At 63.1% G+C, this 18,910-nt stretch carries 18 protein-coding genes; 6 read left to right on the forward strand and 12 right to left on the reverse strand.

Annotation, left to right across the window (positions count from 1 at the left end; genetic code table 11):
* Positions 1–19: 19 nt before the first annotated feature.
* Entirely contained in the window at positions 20–1,240 is a 1,221-nt protein-coding gene (gene metK, locus BUA41_RS12630; RefSeq protein WP_072823413.1) for a methionine adenosyltransferase, read from the reverse strand.
* Positions 1,241–1,537: 297 nt separating this feature from the next.
* Here metK and tkt point away from each other — a divergent pair, with 297 nt between their 5' ends.
* Entirely contained in the window at positions 1,538–3,544 is a 2,007-nt protein-coding gene (gene tkt, locus BUA41_RS12635) for a transketolase (protein ID WP_072823415.1), read from the forward strand.
* Between the two features lie 231 nt (positions 3,545–3,775).
* On the opposite strand, the gene BUA41_RS12640 is transcribed toward tkt, so the two are convergent.
* The 7 genes from BUA41_RS12640 to glnA form a co-directional block, all read right to left on the reverse strand.
* Positions 3,776–4,828, reverse strand: coding sequence for a class I fructose-bisphosphate aldolase (locus BUA41_RS12640; protein WP_072823417.1), 1,053 nt, complete (start codon positions 4,826–4,828; stop codon positions 3,776–3,778).
* Positions 4,829–5,018: 190 nt separating this feature from the next.
* Complete coding sequence (locus tag BUA41_RS12645; RefSeq protein WP_072823419.1) at positions 5,019–5,414, reverse strand: Hsp20/alpha crystallin family protein; 396 nt, start codon at positions 5,412–5,414, stop codon at positions 5,019–5,021.
* 51 nt (positions 5,415–5,465) lie between these two features.
* Complete coding sequence (locus BUA41_RS12650; protein WP_072823421.1) at positions 5,466–5,921, reverse strand: Hsp20/alpha crystallin family protein; 456 nt, start codon at positions 5,919–5,921, stop codon at positions 5,466–5,468.
* 159 nt (positions 5,922–6,080) lie between these two features.
* Complete coding sequence (glnG, locus tag BUA41_RS12655; RefSeq protein WP_072823423.1) at positions 6,081–7,490, reverse strand: nitrogen regulation protein NR(I); 1,410 nt, start codon at positions 7,488–7,490, stop codon at positions 6,081–6,083.
* A complete protein-coding gene (gene glnL, locus BUA41_RS12660; protein WP_072823425.1) occupies positions 7,487–8,575 on the reverse strand; it encodes a nitrogen regulation protein NR(II) in 1,089 nt (362 codons plus the stop codon). The genes glnG and glnL overlap by 4 nt, the downstream gene beginning before the upstream one ends.
* A gap of 190 nt (positions 8,576–8,765) precedes the next feature.
* Positions 8,766–9,386, reverse strand: a complete 621-nt coding sequence (locus BUA41_RS12665; protein WP_072823427.1) for a DUF4124 domain-containing protein — start codon at positions 9,384–9,386, stop codon at positions 8,766–8,768.
* Between the two features lie 110 nt (positions 9,387–9,496).
* Positions 9,497–10,906 (reverse strand): glutamate--ammonia ligase, encoded by a 1,410-nt coding sequence (gene glnA, locus BUA41_RS12670; protein ID WP_072823429.1) that lies wholly within the window; start codon positions 10,904–10,906, stop codon positions 9,497–9,499.
* A gap of 514 nt (positions 10,907–11,420) precedes the next feature.
* Here glnA and BUA41_RS12675 point away from each other — a divergent pair.
* From BUA41_RS12675 to BUA41_RS12695, 5 genes are all read left to right on the forward strand, one after another.
* On the forward strand, positions 11,421–12,071 hold the full coding sequence (locus BUA41_RS12675; protein ID WP_139249125.1) for a glycosyltransferase family 2 protein: 651 nt from the start codon (positions 11,421–11,423) through the stop codon (positions 12,069–12,071).
* Between the two features lie 4 nt (positions 12,072–12,075).
* Positions 12,076–13,077 (forward strand): polysaccharide deacetylase family protein, encoded by a 1,002-nt coding sequence (locus tag BUA41_RS12680; protein ID WP_072823433.1) that lies wholly within the window; start codon positions 12,076–12,078, stop codon positions 13,075–13,077.
* A 62-nt stretch (positions 13,078–13,139) separates the two neighbouring features.
* On the forward strand, positions 13,140–14,966 hold the full coding sequence (typA, locus tag BUA41_RS12685; protein WP_072823438.1) for a translational GTPase TypA: 1,827 nt from the start codon (positions 13,140–13,142) through the stop codon (positions 14,964–14,966).
* Between the two features lie 243 nt (positions 14,967–15,209).
* Entirely contained in the window at positions 15,210–15,839 is a 630-nt protein-coding gene (locus BUA41_RS12690) for an OmpW/AlkL family protein (RefSeq protein WP_072823440.1), read from the forward strand.
* Between the two features lie 127 nt (positions 15,840–15,966).
* Complete coding sequence (locus tag BUA41_RS12695) at positions 15,967–16,281, forward strand: hypothetical protein (protein ID WP_072823442.1); 315 nt, start codon at positions 15,967–15,969, stop codon at positions 16,279–16,281.
* Between the two features lie 119 nt (positions 16,282–16,400).
* Here BUA41_RS12695 and BUA41_RS12700 read toward each other — a convergent pair whose 3' ends face one another.
* The 4 genes from BUA41_RS12700 to BUA41_RS12715 all read right to left on the reverse strand — a co-directional run.
* On the reverse strand, positions 16,401–17,501 hold the full coding sequence (locus tag BUA41_RS12700; protein WP_139249126.1) for a WD40 repeat domain-containing protein: 1,101 nt from the start codon (positions 17,499–17,501) through the stop codon (positions 16,401–16,403).
* Positions 17,502–17,613: 112 nt separating this feature from the next.
* Complete coding sequence (locus tag BUA41_RS12705; protein WP_072823446.1) at positions 17,614–18,003, reverse strand: hypothetical protein; 390 nt, start codon at positions 18,001–18,003, stop codon at positions 17,614–17,616.
* Between the two features lie 32 nt (positions 18,004–18,035).
* Positions 18,036–18,491, reverse strand: a complete 456-nt coding sequence (locus BUA41_RS12710; RefSeq protein ID WP_072823448.1) for a hypothetical protein — start codon at positions 18,489–18,491, stop codon at positions 18,036–18,038.
* On the reverse strand, positions 18,488–18,910 hold a 423-nt coding region (locus BUA41_RS12715), incomplete at its 5' end, for a hypothetical protein (RefSeq protein WP_175546971.1). The genes BUA41_RS12715 and BUA41_RS12710, both read right to left, overlap by 4 nt.

Raw genomic sequence — 18,910 nt, forward strand, 5'->3', positions numbered from 1 at the left:
TCGTGGCGAAGCGTTCAGCTCATGAATCGACGGCGGTGCGCAGGGCCTCGACCTTGTCGAGCTTTTCCCAGGGAAAGGCCGTGAAGGTCTCGGTCTGGGTTTCGCCATGCACGTCCTGCCAGCTGTAGCTGTGCTCGAAGGGCTCGCGGCCGAAATGGCCATAGGCCGCGGTAAGGCGATACATGGGATGCTGCAGGTCCAGCATGCGGGAGATGGCATAGGGGCGCAGATCGAAATGCTCGCGAACCAGTTCGGCGATCTTGGTGTCGCTGATCTTGCCGGTACCGAAGGTATTGATCGCCACCGAGGTCGGCTCGGACACACCGATGGCGTAGGAGACCTGAATCTCGCAGCGCTCGGCCAGCCCGGCGGCGACCAGGTTCTTGGCCACATAGCGCCCCGCATAGGCGGCGCTGCGGTCGACCTTGGAGGGGTCCTTGCCGGAAAACGCGCCGCCTCCATGGCGCGCCATGCCGCCATAGGTATCGACGATGATCTTGCGGCCGGTCAGCCCGCAGTCGCCCACCGGGCCGCCGATCACGAACTTGCCGGTGGGGTTGATGTGAAACTGGGTCTTGTCGGTCAGCCACTCGGCCGGCAGCACCTGCTCGATGATCTCGCGCTTGACCATCTTGCGCAGGTCCTCCTGGGCGATCTCCGGATCGTGCTGGGTGGAGAGCACCACGGCTTCCACCGCCTGGGGCTTGCCGTCGTCGCCATAACGAAAGGTCACCTGGCTCTTGGCGTCGGGGCGCAACCACGGCAGCATGCCGCTCTTGCGCAGCTCCGCCTGGCGCTCGACCAGCCGGTGGGCATAGTGGATCGGGGCGGGCATGTAGGAGTCGGTCTCGTTGGTCGCATAACCGAACATCAGCCCCTGATCGCCGGCCCCCTGATCCTCGGGCTTGCTGCGATCGACGCCCTGCGCGATATCCACGCTCTGCTTGCCGATCAGGTTGAGCACGCCGCAGGTTTCGCCATCGAAACCGACATCCGAGGAGTCGTAGCCGATGTTGAGGATCACCTCGCGTACCAGTTCCTCGAGGTCGACCCAGGCACTGGTGCTGATTTCGCCGGCCACGATCGCCACCCCGGTCTTGACCAGGGTCTCGCAGGCCACGCGTGCCTGCTTGTCCCGGGCGATGATCGCATCGAGTACCGCGTCGGAGATCTGGTCGGCGATCTTGTCGGGATGTCCCTCGGATACGGATTCAGAAGTAAACAGGGAATATTCGCTCATGGCCTCTTCGACCCTCCTTGGCGCCCCCTTTGCAGGGCGGGGTAGAAATGAACCGCGATGGGCCCGGGTGTCAAAAGTCTACACGCTCGCCCTGCGACTGCCTAGCGACAGCCCCTTCCGGGCTCCAGGCCAGACAGGGGGCGTCTTGCATTTGATGGATGTGGGCAACTCGGCGACAATAAACGCCGGATTCTTCCTGCCGGCCACGCGTCGGCAACACACCGCATGGCGGCGGTGACGACCGCACGAGGCGCTCGATCACCGCCCTCTCATCCGCCGCAGGCGAGGAGCTCTACGATGCCGTCCCGTTTCGAGTTGGCCAATGCCATCCGTGCCTTGTCCATGGATGCCGTTCAGAAGGCCAAGTCCGGCCACCCCGGCGCCCCCATGGGCATGGCCGACATCGCCGAGGTACTGTGGAACGACTACCTCAAGCACAACCCGGCCAACCCGCACTGGGCCGATCGCGACCGTTTCGTGCTCTCCAATGGCCACGGGTCCATGCTGCTCTATTCGCTGCTGCACCTGACCGGTTACGAACTGACCCTCGAGGATCTGCAGAATTTCCGCCAGCTGCATTCCAAGACCCCCGGACACCCGGAACTGGGCTACACCCCCGGGGTCGAGACCACCACCGGCCCGCTGGGCCAGGGGCTGGCCAACGCCGTGGGCATGGCCATCGCCGAACGCACCCTGGCAGCCCAGTTCAACCAGCCCGGCCATGACATCATCGATCATCACACCTACGTCTTCCTGGGCGATGGTTGCCTGATGGAAGGCATCTCCCACGAGGCCTGTTCCCTGGCCGGCACCCAGGGCCTGGGCAAGCTCACCGCCTTCTACGACGACAACGGCATCTCCATCGATGGCGAGGTGGAGGGCTGGTTCACCGACGACACCGCCAAGCGCTTCGAGGCCTACGGCTGGCACGTGGTACCCAACGTGGATGGCCACAACCCCGAGGAGATCAGGGCCGCCATCGAACTGGCCCGCAACCACGGCGAGCGCCCCAGCCTGATCATCTGCAAGACTGTCATCGGCTTCGGCGCCCCCAACAAGCAGGGCACCGAGGAGTGCCACGGCTCGCCCCTCGGCGAACACGAGATCGAGGCGGCACGCGAACAACTGGGCTGGAAGCACGCCCCCTTCCATGTTCCCGAAGAGATCTACAAGGGCTGGGACGCCACCGCCCGAGGCCAGCAAGCGGAGCAGGACTGGAACGAGCGCCTCGAACGCTACGAACAGGCGCACCCGGAACTCGCCAAGGAACTCAAGCGGCGACTCAAGGGCGATCTGCCCACGACCCTGAACAGCGAGAAGCTGATCGAGGACGCCCAGGAGCGCGGCGAAAGCATCGCCAGCCGCAAGGCTTCCCTGGCATGCCTGAACGCCCTCGGCCCGCAATTGCCCGAGCTGTTCGGCGGCAGCGCCGACCTGGCCCCCTCCAACCTGACCTTCTGGAAGGATGCCCGGGCCATCAACCGTGACCACCACGGCGGCAACTACCTGCATTACGGTGTCCGCGAATTCGCCATGGGGGCGATCATGAACGGCATCGGCGCCCACGGCGGCTTCATTCCCTACGGCGCCACCTTCCTGACCTTCATGGAATACATGCACAACGCCGTGCGCCTGGCGGCGCTAATGAACCAGCAGGCCATCTACGTGTTCACCCACGACTCCATCGGCCTCGGCGAGGATGGCCCGACCCACCAGCCGATCGAGCAGATGGGCGCCCTGCGCTCGACCCCCAACCTGTCGACCTGGCGCCCGGCGGATGCCGTGGAGACCGCCGTGGCCTGGCGCAGCGCGATCAAGCGCCGCGGCGCGCCCACCGCCCTGGTGCTGTCTCGCCAGAACCTGCCTCACCAGCAGCGCGACCAGCAGCAGCTGGCCGAAATCCGCCGGGGCGGCTACGTGCTCAAGGACAGCGACGACCCCGCCGAGGTGATCCTGATCGCCACCGGCTCCGAGGTCGGCCTGGCCATGGAGGCCGCCGGCGCCCTGGAGGCCAAGGGCAAGGCGGTGCGTGTGGTCTCGCTGCCCTCGACCGACACCTTCGACGCCCAGCCTGCCAGCTACCGCGAGTCGGTGCTGCCGCCCTCGAACACCCCGCGGGTGGCCATCGAGGCGAGCCATTATGCCTACTGGTACAAGTACGTGGGCCTCAACGGGCGCATCATCGCCATGCACAGCTTCGGCGAATCCGCGCCGGCGGCGGACCTGTTCAAGTACTACGGCTTCACCGTGGAGAACGTCGTCGAGCAGGTCGAGCAGCTGCTGGAGGAAACCGCAACCGCCTGATGACTTGAGTGACAGCAAAAAAAGGGTTATTCGACGCTTGGCATGGAACTCGACGCGCCTATCGCTCGCTGAAGCGAGCTCCTACAGGGGGTTGGTATAAAAGGGTTTTGTAGGAGCCCGATTTATCGGGCGAGGGATCAGACCCAATCCACATGAAACGTCGAAGAGCCCAAAAAGAACGGGCCCGGTCGCAACCGGGCCCGTTTCGTTTATCAGCCCAATCAGGAGTTGTTACGCTATCGTCACGTCCTTGGACAGGTATACATCCTGAATGGCGTTGAGCAGTTCGACGCCCTCCTTCATCGGCTTCTGGAACGCCTTGCGCCCGGAGATCAGGCCCATGCCGCCGGCACGCTTGTTGATCACCGCGGTGCGCACCGCCTCGCCGAGATCGGAATGGCCCTTGGAGCCGCCGCCGGAGTTGATCAGCCCGGCACGCCCCATGTAGCAGTTGGCCACCTGATAGCGGGCCAGGTCGATGGGATGATCCGAGGTCAGCTCATCGTAGACCTTGTCGTGGGTGTGGCCGAAGCCGACCGCCTTGTAGCCGCCGTTGTTCTCCGGCAACTTCTGCTTGACGATGTCCGCCTTGATGGTCGCCGCCAGGTGAATGGCCTGGCCGGTGAGATCCGAGGCGACGTGGTAGTCGGTGCCGTCCTTCTTGAACTCGGGATTGCGCAGGTAGGACCACAGCACCGTCACCATGCCCAGCTCGTGGGCGCGTTCGAAGGCCTCGCTGATCTCCATGATCTGGCGGCGGCTCTCCGGCGAACCGTAGTAGATGGTCGCGCCGACCGCGATACAGCCCATGTTGTGGGCCTGCTCGACCTGGGCGAACAGGGTCTGGTCGTAGATCGCCGGATAGGTCAGGGTCTCGTTGTGGTTGAGCTTGAGCATCATCGGGATCTTGTGGGCATAACGCCGCGCCACGGAGGAGAGCACCCCGAGGGTCGAGGCGACGGCGTTACATCCCCCTTCGATGGCCAGCTCGACGATGTTCTTGGGGTCGAAGTACATCGGATTGGGGGCGAAGGAGGCGCCGGCGGAGTGTTCGATGCCCTGGTCCACCGGCAGCAGCCCCAGATAGCCGGTGCCCGCCAGCCGTCCATGGTTGAACAGGGTCTGCATGTTGCGCAGCACGTGCGGATTGCGATCGCTGTCCGCCATCACCCGGTCGACGAAATCGGGGCCGGGCAGGTAGAGGTCCTCTTTCGCAAACCCGCGGCAGGTATGGTTGAGCAGGCCGTCGGCTTCGTCGCCCAGCAACTTGGCAATATCGGTCATCGTTCGTGACTCCTCCTTAATGGCGTGAACTTTGCTTCCCGCAATCGTCTGACAATACGCCACCATCTTGAAGATAAGTGACGGGGCTTTCCACCCTAGGTGCGTTGACTAAAAAGAACGATGGTCGTCAACCTGCGATGGTCGCAAAAAAAAGCCTCCCGAACCGGGAGGCTGCGCACTTGCGGACGCATCAAGCTGCCTTGACCTCGATACGCCGGCGACGATGGGTCTCGCGCTTGGGCAGGGTCAGCGTCAGGACGCCATCGGTGAGTTGCGCCCGTATCGCATCGGTGTCGATCTCCTGGCTCAGCGTGAAGCGACGCGCGAAGCGATCTCCCTGAATCTCCGCATAGGAGGCGGAGATGCCTTCCGGCATGGCGAGCTGAATGTCGCCTTCGATGCTAAGTACGTTCTGATCCACTTCGATATGCAGCGTTTCGCGCGTGACCCCCGGCATGTCGGCGATCACATGCAGGGCCTCATCCTCTTCGAAGATATCGACCGGCGGAAGCAAGGCACGCTTCTGCTTCTGCTCCTGGGATGTGGACACGTCGCGAGTGTCCTGCTGCTTGGCAATATCGTTCATAACGCAACACCCCCTCTGGATCTCAAGTCAGTCTCGCCTGTTCCCAGGCACTCAGGCAGCCTTGATCTCGACCCGCCTCGGTTTCATTTCCTCCCGCTTGGGCAGGCGGATCTCCACGACGCCATGGGCGGCCCGTGCCTCGGCACGTTCGGTATCCACGCCGTCTGGCAGCGCGATGGTCCGCGAGAACTCGCCGCCGAAACGCTCCCGGCGGTAATAGGCGCGCTGCGGTCGCCCGTTCTCGGCAGCTGCCGGCTCGCGGGTACCGGACAAGGTCAGCACGTTGTCCTGGACACTCAGCTCGAGCTGCTCCGCCTTGAGGCCCGGAGCGAACACGTAGACCAGTATCGCGTCGTCCGTGCGTCCCATGTTGATCATCGGGAAGGCCCCACGGGGGACCGAGCGAATATCCGATGCCGCGCTGGGGAACATCTCATCCAGCACTTGCTGGAACCAATCGAAATCCGACGACTTGGGTACGTTGGTACGCCAGAAATCCCCGAACATGATCGATCACCTCCTAAGCATGTCATCATTGACCAGACGCCATTCGGCGATCCCTGAAACCACTTTGCGGGGTCGCCCTATCTGGGAAATAGGTACACCGGCACCGATTTCAAGGCCCGTAGGCACACAAACTTCGGCCTTGCGGTCGGCGCGCCCGGCCTACTCCTCCGCCAGTTCCGGAAGCAGCACTTTCAGCTTGCGCGTCAATGTATTGCGCCCCCAGCCCAGCAGTTCGGCGGCGTCCCCCTTGCGTCCTCCCGTATGCTTCAATGCGGTTTCGATGAGAATACGCTCGAACTCCGGCACGGCCTCCTCGAGCAGGTGGGTATGCCCGGCGCTCAAGGCACGATCGGCCCAGTCGCGGAAGGCGCGGTGCCAATCGCCGACGGGGTTGTCCTGGGTCTCGACATCGCGCAGCTCCGGCGGCAGATCGTCGACGAGGATTTCCCGCCCCGAGGCCATCACCGTCAGCCAGCGGCAGGTATTTTCCAGTTGGCGCACGTTCCCCGGCCAGGGCAGTCGCGTCAGGTGCTGCTGTGCCGCCGGCGTCAGCACCTTGGCCTCGGTGGCGAGTTCCCGGGCGGCCTCGGCGAGGAAATGCTGGGCCAGACGGGGGATATCCTCGCTGCGCTCGGCCAGGCGGGGCAGGTGGATGCGGATCACGTTGAGACGATGGAACAGGTCTTCGCGAAAGCGCCCCTCGGCCACCAGTCGCTCGAGGTCCTGATGGGTGGCGGCGATGATGCGCACATCGACCCTGACCGGGCTATGCCCGCCGACGCGATAGAACTCGCCATCGGCCAGCACCCGCAGCAGGCGCGTCTGGGTGTCCGGCGGCATGTCACCGATCTCGTCGAGAAACAGCGTACCGCCGTCGGCCTGCTCGAAGCGCCCGCGACGCTGGGCATTGGCCCCGGTGAAGGCCCCCTTCTCGTGGCCGAAGAGTTCGGATTCCATCAGGTCCTTGGGAATCGCCGCCATGTTCAGCGCCACGAAGGGCTGCGCCTTGCGTGGACTGTGCTGATGCAGCGCCTGGGCCACCCGCTCCTTGCCGGTGCCCGACTCGCCATTGATGAGCACGGTGATATGCGAATGGGACAGGCGCCCGATGGCCCGAAACACCTCCTGCATGGCCGGCGCCTCGCCGATGATGTCTGCCGCCAGCCGGTCGGGCATGGCGGCCGGGGCCCGGCGCTCCCGCGCGTGGGCGATGGCCCGTCGCACCAGGGCCAGCGCCTCGTCGACATCGAAGGGCTTGGGCAGGTACTCGAAGGCGCCGCCCTGATAGGAGGCCACCGCACTGTCCAGGTCGGAATGCGCGGTCATCACGATCACCGGCAGGTCGGGATGGGCTTCCCGAATCCGGGCCATCAGGTCGAGGCCATCGAGCCCCGGCATGCGAATGTCGGTCAACAGCACATCCGGGGGATGGTTCAATAGCGTCTCCAGCGCGTGATCGGCACGCTCGAAGCTCTGGATCTCGATATCCGGCTGGACGAGGGCACGCTCCAGCACCCAGCGAATGGCGTGGTCGTCGTCGACGATGACGACACGGGCAGTTTCGGTCATGAGGCCTCCGAGGGCGGGAGGGCGGTAGCCTCCGATGAAGGGGGAGAACAGGACTCCAGGGGAATCAGCAGGCGGAACTCGGTATGACCGGGTTCGGATTCGCTCTCTATCAGTCCCTGATGCTGTTGCAGGATGGATTGGGCAATGGCCAGCCCCAGTCCGCTGCCCTCGGCACGCCCCGAGACCATGGGGTAGAACAGGGTCTCGCGAAGCCGCTCGGGAATGCCGGGGCCGTTGTCGGCGACGATGATTTCGCAGACCAGGCGATGCCGCTCGCTGCCCAGGGTGAACTGACGACGTGCCCGGGTGCGCAGCACCAGTCGCGGCGACGGGGTATCGCTGCCTTCCATCGCCTGCACGGCGTTACGCGCCACATTGAGCACGGCCTGGATCAGCTGGGGTTCATCCCCGACCAGTTCCGGCAGGCTGGGATCATAGTCGCGGACATAATCGATGCGCGGATGCTCGGCGAGCAGCAGCGTGCGTACCCGCTCCAGCACCTTGTGAATGTTCAGCGGCTCGTGCCGACAGGGCTGGTTGGGGCCGAGCATGCGATCGACCAGATCGCACAGGCGATCCACTTCCTCGACGATCACCCGGGTGTACTCGGCAAGTGCCGGGTCGGGCAGGTCGCGTTCGAGCAGTTGCGCCGCCCCGCGGATGCCCCCGAGGGGGTTCTTGATCTCGTGGGCCAACCCCCGGGACAGCACCTTGATGGTCTTCTGGCGGGCAATCAGCGACTCCTCCCGGGAGATGCGCAACAGCCGGTCGCGCGGCTCGATCTCCAGCAGCAATTCATCATCACTCAGGGGAGTGGCAGTGAAGTCGACGGTGATGGCCTCGCCATGGGCCAATGGCAGCTTTGCTTCACGCTGGGTAAAGGGGTGAAAGGTACCGAGCGCCTTGGCCAGCACCTCGGCCACTTCGCCGTTCTCGCCCTCGAGGCTCTCGAGGCGCGTGCCCCGCACACGGCCTAGGCTCACCTCGAGCAGCGCCTCGGCGGCAGGGTTCATCCAGCCGACCTGCAGCGCGCCATCCAGCGTCATGACGGCAGTCGTCAAATGCTCCAAGAGCCGTTGGTACATGGTTCGTTCTCATCGGCAGAGGTTCTTGCCTATTGATGATGCAAGAAGCGCACCAGCCTGGTTCGCACCGGGAATGGCCTCGCGGCAACCACCCACGAGGATCATCGTGCACCATTATGGCGCATCGAGGAGAATGTCGACATGGTCATCACCCGCGCAACGGCGACCCACACTTCGCGTGATGATGAATTCAATTCCCGGTCTTGCCGGGTGGGCGCCCGGCCGGGTTGTTGGGATTGGAGGGCAGATTGACGCTGGCGCGGTGCACGTACAGTGTCACCGGCTCGCTGCGATGACGAACGCGCCCCTGGGCATCGAGCAGCTCGGCGCGAAGGGTGTGCTCGCCCCGGTTCAGGCCATTGAGCAGGAAGGCCTGGGTGTGCATCGCCGACTGGCTGACCTCGCCATCCACCAGCAGTCGAATACGGTGATCCTTGCGCAGGGCCGGTTCGACGCCGATATCGACGGCGATGTCGCCAGCGTACCCGGTCTGCAGCGTGTAACCGTCCTCAGGCGAGGCGATCCTGAAGGTGGAATAGGGCATGAACGGCCCCCCGACACGCCTCGAGGAAGAAGAGGACGAGGTCGATGAAGCCTTCTTGCGTGGCTCGGCGGCGTCGGAGGACGATGCCGGTTCCGCCGAGGGAATTACCGTGAGGGACTGCAACTCGATCCGCTGGCCGCCCTCGATGGGCTTGTCGGTGAAGACGACGTTGCCCTGGGCATCGGTGGTGCGATAGACGGTGGCCGCCTCGATGCTGGCCAGAGGCAGGCCGATGCCCAGCAGCATCACTAACAGACAACGCATCATGATCGTTTCCTCAGCGGCATTGGCGGTAACTATCGCCAACAATGTATCTCAATGTAACGCAAAAGGGACCCCTGAGGAGTCCCTTCTCTTGCCTTATATCGGCCGCCGGACTAGCAGCTGTAGTACATGTCGAACTCGATGGGGTGCGTGGCCATGCGCAGACGCTCCACATCCTCGCCGATCAGCTCGATGTAGGCATCGATCATGTCATCGGTGAACACCCCGCCTTCGGTCAAGAAGGCCCGGTCCTGATCCAGTGCCTCCAGGGCCTGCTCCAGGCTGTTGGCCACGGTGGGCACCGCCTTGCCCTCTTCCGGCGGCAGATCGTAGAGGTTCTTGTCCATCGCATCCCCGGGGTGGAGCTTGTTCTTGATGCCGTCGATGCCCGCCATCAAGAGCGCCGCGAAAGCCAGGTAAGGGTTGGCCGTCGGGTCCGGGAAACGGGTTTCCACGCGCTTTCCCTTGGGGCTGGCAGTATAGGGAATGCGAATCGAGGCACTGCGATTGCGGGCCGAATAGGCAAGCATCACGGGGGCCTCGAAGCCGGGCACCAGTCGCTTGTAGGAATTGGTCGCCGGGTTGGTGAAGGCGTTCAGGGCCCGGGCGTGCTTGATGATGCCGCCGATATAGTACAGCGCGGTCTCCGACAGCCCGGAGTACTCGTCACCGGCGAACATGTTCTCGCCATCCTTCCAGAAGGACTGGTGGACATGCATGCCGGAGCCGTTGTCGCCCACCAGGGGCTTGGGCATGAAGGTCGCGGTCTTGCCGTAGGCATGGGCCACGTTGTGAATGACGTACTTCATCTCCTGGACTTCGTCGGCCTTCTTGACCAGCGTGTTGAACTTCACGCCGATCTCGTTCTGGCCCGCGTTGGCCACCTCGTGGTGATGCACCTCGACGGCCTGGCCGATCGCCTCCAGGGTGTTGCACATGGCACTGCGGATATCGTGGAAGGAGTCCACCGGCGGCACCGGGAAGTAGCCTCCCTTGACGCGCGGCCGATGCCCCAGGTTGCCGCCTTCGACATTGACGGCGTCGGTGGACCAGGCCCCTTCCTCGGAGGAGATGCGGTACATGGCGCCCTGGATATCGCTCTTCCAATGCACCTCGTCGAAGATGAAGAACTCCGGTTCCGGCCCGAAGAAGGCGGTGTCGCCGAGCCCCGTGCTGGCCAGGTAAGCCTCGGCGCGCTTGGCGATGGAACGCGGGTCGCGCTCGTAGCCCTGCATGGTGGCCGGCTCGATGATGTCGCAGCGCAGTACCAGGGTCGGATCCTCGGTGAACGGATCAAGGAATCCCGTGCCGTCTTCCGGACGCAGGATCATGTCGGACTCGTTGATGCCCTTCCAGCCGGAGATGGAGGAGCCATCGAACATCTGACCGTTCTCGAAGAATTCCTCGTCGACGGCGCTGGCGGGAATCGTGACGTGCTGCTCTTTACCCCGGGTATCGGTGAAGCGCAGATCGATCCAGCGGACGTCGTGCTCTTCCATCAGGGCGAGAGTCTTCTCTGACATGGTTTTCTCCACTAGCTGAGCGTTTAGGCCCGAATCAAAAAAGTTGGCGTGCGGGCATCGTTGTAGCATGCCGGGCCATCATTGCCCATGGCCTGCCTTCCTACATGAATTGTTAGCAAAAGGTGCGCCAGATTCGTGCAAAAGAATTTCGAGGACAATATAAGAATCTGATTAAAAAAATAAAAAATCTCTCCGACGGAAAAAAGACGAGGCAAGATACGCCTCGAGAGGGCACTGGCCCAGGGCCGGACCGGGCAATACGCACCAGCATGGATCGCCCTGCAGCCGTCTTGCACCAATAGCGTGCATGTCGACTGGCCTCCCACCGGCTCCGCTCCGTGAATGCTGCTTATTTAGCAATGATGAATCGGCTCAACCGCCGACAGCTGGAAAAACCATGCGCCGGCCCCACGGAAAATCAGCCGCCCCATGCATTGATACGCTTTGAAACTAACAGCTACTCTTTATTTACAATACAATGGCACTGTCCGAGACTAAGAGCACATGTGATCGCATGAAAGCTTCGCTGGATTTCATGACTCATGCTGGCCCCAGGCTGGTGTCACGACAGCCAGCCATTCAAAAGAGTTGGGTCGCCCTGACAATGAACCATTTCTGCATCATCATCGATTCCCAGCGTGGCTACTCGCGACTCGACAGATGCCTGGAAGCCGTCGCTCATGCTGGCAACACTATCAGTGGTCCGGTCGATATCGTGGTGATCGTCGACAAGGCCCGAGCGCGCATCGTCACCCTGGCCGAGCGGCATAATGCCCAGCTGCTGGAACGTTCCGGCGGCACCCGAGGGCAACGCTACAACGCCTGCGCCAATCGTACCCAGGCCAACACGCTGGTGTTCATCGACTCCTTCGTGGAACTCCCGGCGGGCTGGCTCGCCTGGGCGGAACGAGCCATGTACGAACGGCGCTGGGATGCCGTCGCCCTGACCATGCTCAGTGCCCTGAAACCCGGGTGGCTGGCACGCATCTTCCATTCCAGTACCGACACCATGGCGCTGAGCATCAAGCGCAACTGGTTCGAACGCGTCGGCGGCTTCGATGCCGACCGCGAATATGGCAGCGAAAGCGATCTTTTGGCACGTCTCAGCGCCTGCCATGCCCGGGTCCTGAATCAGGCCCCCGAAGGAAACAGAGCGGCGGGGTGACGCCATGAGTGCCCTGGACCTCGCTCAGGAACTGGTACAACGCCTGCGTGGCCATTGGCGACGCAGCCTGGTGGACCCTCTGCCGGGGCGCACTGCGATCCTGGTATTGCATCGTGTGCTGCCCAGCGAGGCCGAGGCGCGACTCCCTCATCGCGCCCCCTGGTGCCTGGGGCCCGAGAGCTTCGAACGCCTGCTGATCAGCCTGAACGACATGGCCGGCCTGGTCTGCCTGCCCACGGCCATTGCGCCCCATCTTGCTCCCCAGGCCAGGGTCGCCCTCACCTTCGATGACGGCTGGCGGGACAACGCCGACATCGCGGCACCGCTGCTCGAACACTACGCCATCCCGGCAAGCATCTTCGTCACTACCGGATGGCTGGGCCGGCCCAGCGGCGCCTGGCGGGAGGTCATCGGCGAAGGGCTCTGGCAGCGCCAATCGGTGGCAACCATCCGCGACACCCTCGGCGATGCCGGCCTGCCCTTGCCGCCGATGCCTCCGACCCATCCCGGGCACGCCTACAGTCGAGCCCTGCTCACCTATTTCGGCCGACTGGCCGATACCGACCCACGACAGCTCAACGAGATCGCCGATCACCTGCATCGCCTGCTCGACCAGCCACCTCAGGGAATCGACCCCTTCAGCGTACGGCGCCTGGAAAACGGCGGGTTGATCCGCTTTGGCGCCCGAGGCGTGACCTTCGGGGCCTTCGAGACACAAAGCGACGAGCGCATCCGCTGGCAGGTACGTCGCTCCCTGCAGGAACTGCGGTGCCTGTGCCGCGACCCCCTGCCGCTCTTCGCCTATCCCGATGAACACCCCTCGCCCAGGGTCCGGCATATCGTCAAGCAGTGCGGCGTGCCCTCCGCCCTGGCGGGCGGCGGAGGCTGGCTGCCTCATCACCACGACCCACTCGCCTTGCCGCGCATTCCCATCAGCCAGCCCATTGCCCAGAGCCCCGGACGACTGTTCGATTACCTGCTCGGCAAACTGACTCTGCGGGATTGAGGTGGCAGCCATGGGGGCGTAGCCACTATAATGCGCCACCTATTTCCCTGCAGGATCCCGTCGTGATCGAGAAACTTCGCAACATAGCCATCATCGCTCACGTCGACCACGGCAAGACCACCCTGGTCGACAAACTTCTGAGTCAGTCCGGCACCCTGGACCGCAAGGCCGAGGGGCAGGAGCGCATCATGGACTCCAACGACCAGGAGAAGGAACGTGGCATCACCATTCTGGCGAAGAACACGGCGATCCGCTGGCAGGCACCAGATGGCGATGTCTATCACATCAACATCGTCGACACCCCCGGGCACGCCGACTTCGGCGGCGAGGTCGAGCGCGTGATGTCGATGGTCGATTCCGTGCTGCTGCTGGTGGATGCCGTCGACGGCCCCATGCCGCAGACCCGCTTCGTCACCCAGAAGGCCTTCGACCAGGGCTTGAAGCCGATCGTGGTGGTCAACAAGATCGACCGCCCCGGCGCTCGTCCGGACTGGGTCATCGACCAGATCTTCGACCTGTTCGACAACCTCGGCGCCAGCGACGAGCAGCTCGACTTCCCGATCATCTACTGCTCGGCCTTGAACGGCATTGCCGGTCCCGAGCCCGATGAACTGGCCGACGACATGACGCCCATGTTCCAGTCCATCGTCGACATCGTCGAGCCGCCCAACGTCGAACGCGATGGCACCTTCCAGATGCAGATCTCGGCGCTGGACTACTCAAGCTACGTCGGCGTCATCGGTCTGGGCCGCATCAAGCGCGGCAGCGTGCGCCCCGGCCAGCAGATCAGCGTGGTCTCGCGGCATGGCGAGACCCGCAAGGGCAAGATCGGCCAGGTGATGACCCACCTGGGGCTCGAGCGGGTGCAGACCGACGAGGCCACCGCGGGCGACATCATCTGCATCACCGGCATCGACGATCTGGCGATCTCCGACACGCTGTGCGATCCCAACGCCGTCGAGGCGCTGCCGGCCCTGACCGTCGACGAACCCACCGTTTCCATGACTTTCCAGGTCAACGACTCGCCCTTCGCGGGTCGCGACGGCAAGTACGTCACCAGCCGCAACATCAAGGATCGTCTCGACCAGGAACTGATCCACAACGTTGCGCTGCGCGTCGAGCAAGGCGAGTCACCCGAGAAGTTCAAGGTCTCCGGCCGCGGTGAGCTTCACCTCTCGGTGCTGATCGAGACCATGCGTCGCGAAGGCTTCGAGCTGGCGGTGGGCCGCCCCGAGGTGATCATCCGCGAGATCGACGGTGAGAAGCAGGAGCCCTACGAAGAGGTCATCATCGACTGCGAGGAGCAGCACCAGGGCGCCATCATGGAAGAGCTGGGCTACCGCAAGGGCGAGATGACCAACATGAACCCGGACGGCAAGGGCCGGGTGCGGCTCGACTTCATCATCCCGGCGCGCGGGCTGATCGGCTTCCGGGGCCAGTTCCTGACCCTGACCTCGGGCACCGGCATCCTCACCAGCCGTTTCGACCACTACGGCCCGCTCAAGCCGGACGCCTCCATCGAACGGCGCAACGGCGTGCTGGTGTCGATGGTCGACGGCAAGGCGCTGGCCTACGCCCTCTATGCGCTGCAGGAGCGCGGCAAGCTGATCATCGACCACGGCACCGAGGTCTACGAGGGCATGCTGGTGGGCATCAACAACCGCGCCAGCGACATGGTGGTCAACCCCACCAAGGGCAAGAAGCTCGACAACATGCGCGCCTCGGGCAACGACGAGAACATCGTGCTGACCCCGCCGGTGCGCTTCTCGCTGGAGCAGGCCATCGAGTTCCTCGATGACGACGAACTGGTCGAGATCACGCCACACCATATCCGCCTGCGCAAGAAGCACCTCAAGGAGAACGAGCGCAAGCGCGCCAACAAGGGCTGAAACGCTTCCCTCCCTGGTTCCGCGACCCGCCATCATTGGCGGGTTTTTTGATTTCGGTCAATATTCGGCGCGACCTCGGCATCTCGCCGCCCTCAAACATGACATCGATCAATATATACCGGCCTGGCCCGGTTAACCTGGGCATCGATACGTAGCGGCACTGGACGCTATGTTCATGCCCTGACACCGGATGTGCCACGTGCCGCCAGGGGTCATCATCAGGATCCAACAAGGAGTCTTTCCATGCGTATTACGCCCCTTCTGACCGGTGCCGTCTTCCTCGCCTCCATGACCGCCGCCTCCTCGGTCATGGCCTATGGCCAGGGCGACTTCTACACCCGCTTCGGTGTCGCCAAGGTCGAGCCGAAAAGCGACAACGGCGATTTCGATGACCTCGGCCTGGACGTGGATGTCGACGACGACAGCGCCTTCGCCTTTACCCTGGGCTATCGCTTTACCGACGTCCTCGGTGTCGAGCTGCTGGCCGCCGAACGCTTCGAGCACGACATCAACCTCGGCGACACCGGCATCGATGCCTCGACCAAGCATCTGCCGCCGACCCTGACCCTGCAGTACTACCCGTTCGGCGGTACCGACGCCCGGGTGCAACCCTACGTGGGCGCCGGCATCAACTACACCCGCTTCTCCGACGAAGAGCTTGAAGTGGGCGATCTCGAACTCGACAACTCCTGGGGCTACGCCGCCCAGCTGGGAGTCGACCTGTTGATCAGCGAGCACTGGGCGCTCAACGCCGCGGCCTGGTACCTGGATATCGACAGCGATGCCACCGCGACCATCGGCGGGGTCGATTACGACGCCGACGTGGAGATCGACCCCGTCGTGGTGATGGGCGGGCTGAGCTTCCGCTTCTAGAAGCGCTCTGCGCGTCGATGCTCGTCATGCAAGGCGGCCTCCGGGCCGTCTTTTGCGTTGCCGCTCGATTTCCGGCGGGGCGAGCGGCTAAGCTGGGCAGGTACGCGAACCCACAAGGAGAGTACACATGCACAAGCATATCGACTGGGACGATCCCGGCGCCGATGCCGTCACGGCCCACTACGCCAAGGACCCCAACGATGATGGCAAGCCGCATCCCGGCACCATCGTATCGGCGCGTCACGAGGGCATGAACGTGCGCGTCAAGGTCGAAGCCTACAAGGATGGCGTGAGCATCGGCGAGGTCGCCGCCCTGATCGATGCCAAGGGCGAGCGGGTCAAGCAGCATGGCAAGCTCAGCCTGGGCGATACCGTTCGGCTGCCGGACGACAAGCGCGCCTTCGAATCGGCGCCGGCCTTTCCCAAGGATGACGACGACTGACCCGTCGTGACCCTGCCGATACGCGCTCGGACGCCATCATTCGCCACGAGTGATGGCGTCTTTTACGAGTGGCTTCCCACGTTTGTGCCCCACCTCTATCCGAAGGATGCGCTGGCCGATCACTTGCCCACCCACTCCTTGTTGAGGGTGCGCGCCTGCGGATCGTAGCGGTAGACGGTGATGCCGCCGTCATGCCGATGGCCGGTGACCAGCACCTGGGCCTTGGGTGCGGTAGCAATGCTCAGGCTGCGCAGGTAGGAGGCGGTGGAGGGATACGGGTCGTCGCCGAGGTCGAAATACTTCTGCGGCCAGGGGTTGCCGGCTTCGAAGAGGGCAACCCAGTGGGAGCGGTAGCCGAAGCGCAGAAATTCCTCGCTGTCGTTGATAAAGGTGAGGGCGACGGTAATCGTGCTGGCTAACTCATCGTCTCCCCAGCGGTCGGGTTTTTCCGCCTTTGGAGTAGGTATCAATCCGCTTTTGTCCCACTGGCGGCTATCGCCGTCTTCATAAGGGGTGTTATCAAGGAAAATGCCGCTATAGTAGCTCGCCATCCGATGGCGTTTTTCAGGTTGGTCGGTATTCCAATAGAGTCCTATGGTATTTTCATCGCCGGTAACGACCCATTGACCATCGGGGCTGATGGCGGCATCGACCTTGACGCTATTGCCCGGTAATTGTGCGATAGGCTTGAGAGTCTTGATATCCCAGAGAAAGACTCCGCCATAGTTGCCGAATGATTGGCCCTCCACAATGGGTGGATGCTCTTCGAGGTCGAAGCGCTCGCGATTGTCGTAGCCGGCCGTGGTGAATAGACCGCGTTCCTCCGACAAGCTGATATGCAGTAACTTCCCTGCGCTCACGACGCCAGGAACATCCCCATCGCTAAGAATGGTCTGCATATCGCCGCCATGTCCATGGAAGAGGTTCCACTCCTCGTCCGAGGCAATATAGTGCTCGAGAGAGGTATCCATCACATGGCCATAGGTGGGGAAGTGCGCGAATTGTTGGAACACTTCACCATCGACCGTCTGTACCCGCACTTGATCATTCAAGTCCTGCCAAAGGAAAGCATCGCGATCATGAATAAAATAGGCGCTGTAGATATTGGCGTTTGTCGAGAGAATCTCGCGGCTTTGCTGTTCCAGGTCCCAAAGCACCAGATGCTTGGAGAGATGGGTGCTGATGGCGTAACGACCATCACTGGAAACACCGAGCACCATGACAGGGCCTAGTTTTTCACCAGGCTGCGACCCATCAAAAGCACATGCTGTTAGCATCACACTAACGATTAGTGTGAATACCAGCTGGATGCAGTGGGATACCTTCTTGCGCTTAGTATTGCCCAAAGCCCGAGCCCCCCTTGATTCTATCCATGATGCCGAGCTTATAGCTCTTAGTAAAAATCTCTTCGGTCGGATATTTCATCGCCGAATGCTCGAACAACCAAGTGGATTGGTCTATTTCTTTAAAGATTTCCGAGCCCAGTTTTGGCTCAAAGAAAGGGTCTTTTTTCAGCGAAACAAACCCCACCAACCCCAGCGCCGGGCGCACCTCGACATCCCTTGGCTGCCAGCCGTCACGCTGGCCGAGTTGGCGCAACTGCCGGGCGAAGATCCGGGCTAGCGTTTCGCTGATGGTGCCCCGATGGGCCAGGGGCTTGAGCAGGTCGTACTCGGGCAGGGGTGTCTCTGAATCCAGCGGTCCCGGCGGGAGCGCCGCCATGATGCGCCGCGCTTCATCGACGATGGCCCGGGTCAGCGCCTCCCAGGCGCGATCGATGCGATAGCGAACGCTGGCGTCGTCTGCGGCGCATGCAGGTCGATCAGGAGCGGCGGCGGCAGATAGGTCGCGACCACCGTGGTCGCGTTCATGATGGCCAGGGCTTCCGGGGCGACCAGCCCCGCCGCCACCGGATGCACCGGCCTGTCGTCGATGGCGACCAGATGGCGTCCCGGGGCGTCGCGCAACTGCCAGGCGAAGGGCCCGGCCTGCACCCCAGGATGCGTGCTGACGCCGTGTTCATCGGTCACCCCGGGATAGGGGCGCTGGCGACTGTCGCGCACGTCGACGACGATGCCGGCGGGCAGCGGTCGGCCCAGGGTGTCCTGGTGTTTCAGGGTGACGAGCACCTTGGTGACGCATTCGGCGTGGCCGATCGCCCCGCTGCCGTTCTGGCAGCTGGGCTGGAAGGGAAGGTCGAGAGTATTCATGACGATATTTCTTCTTCTGGATGGGCACGAGTGTCGCTAATACGAGCTTCATGTGCCTTACGCCGGCAATATTCGAGACACGCTTGTTCATTGTCGACGCCCGTTGCGTGATGCTCTTGGTACCAGTCGATCAAGCGCTCGAGGGAGATGGCGTATTGCGCGGCCAAGGGTTGCAGCATCAATTGCCTGCGCCATGCCTCGATGCCTTGCAGATGCTGCCGGGTCAGTCGGAAGGGAGCCTCGCTTGACGCGTAACGTGCCGCCGCCTCGGCGTCCTGTTGCAGTTGCCAGGCCTGGCCTGCCACCACGCCCCGCATGCGCTCGTTCGGCCCCAGTAGCCGCGCCCGTTCAGGCGCGTTCAACGAGGCTTCGAGCCCGGCAAGGACGCGGGGATCGGCGTAACGAAACAGGGAGGGGGG

The organism is Modicisalibacter ilicicola DSM 19980 (assembly GCF_900128925.1).
GTDB lineage: Bacteria > Pseudomonadota > Gammaproteobacteria > Pseudomonadales > Halomonadaceae > Modicisalibacter > Modicisalibacter ilicicola.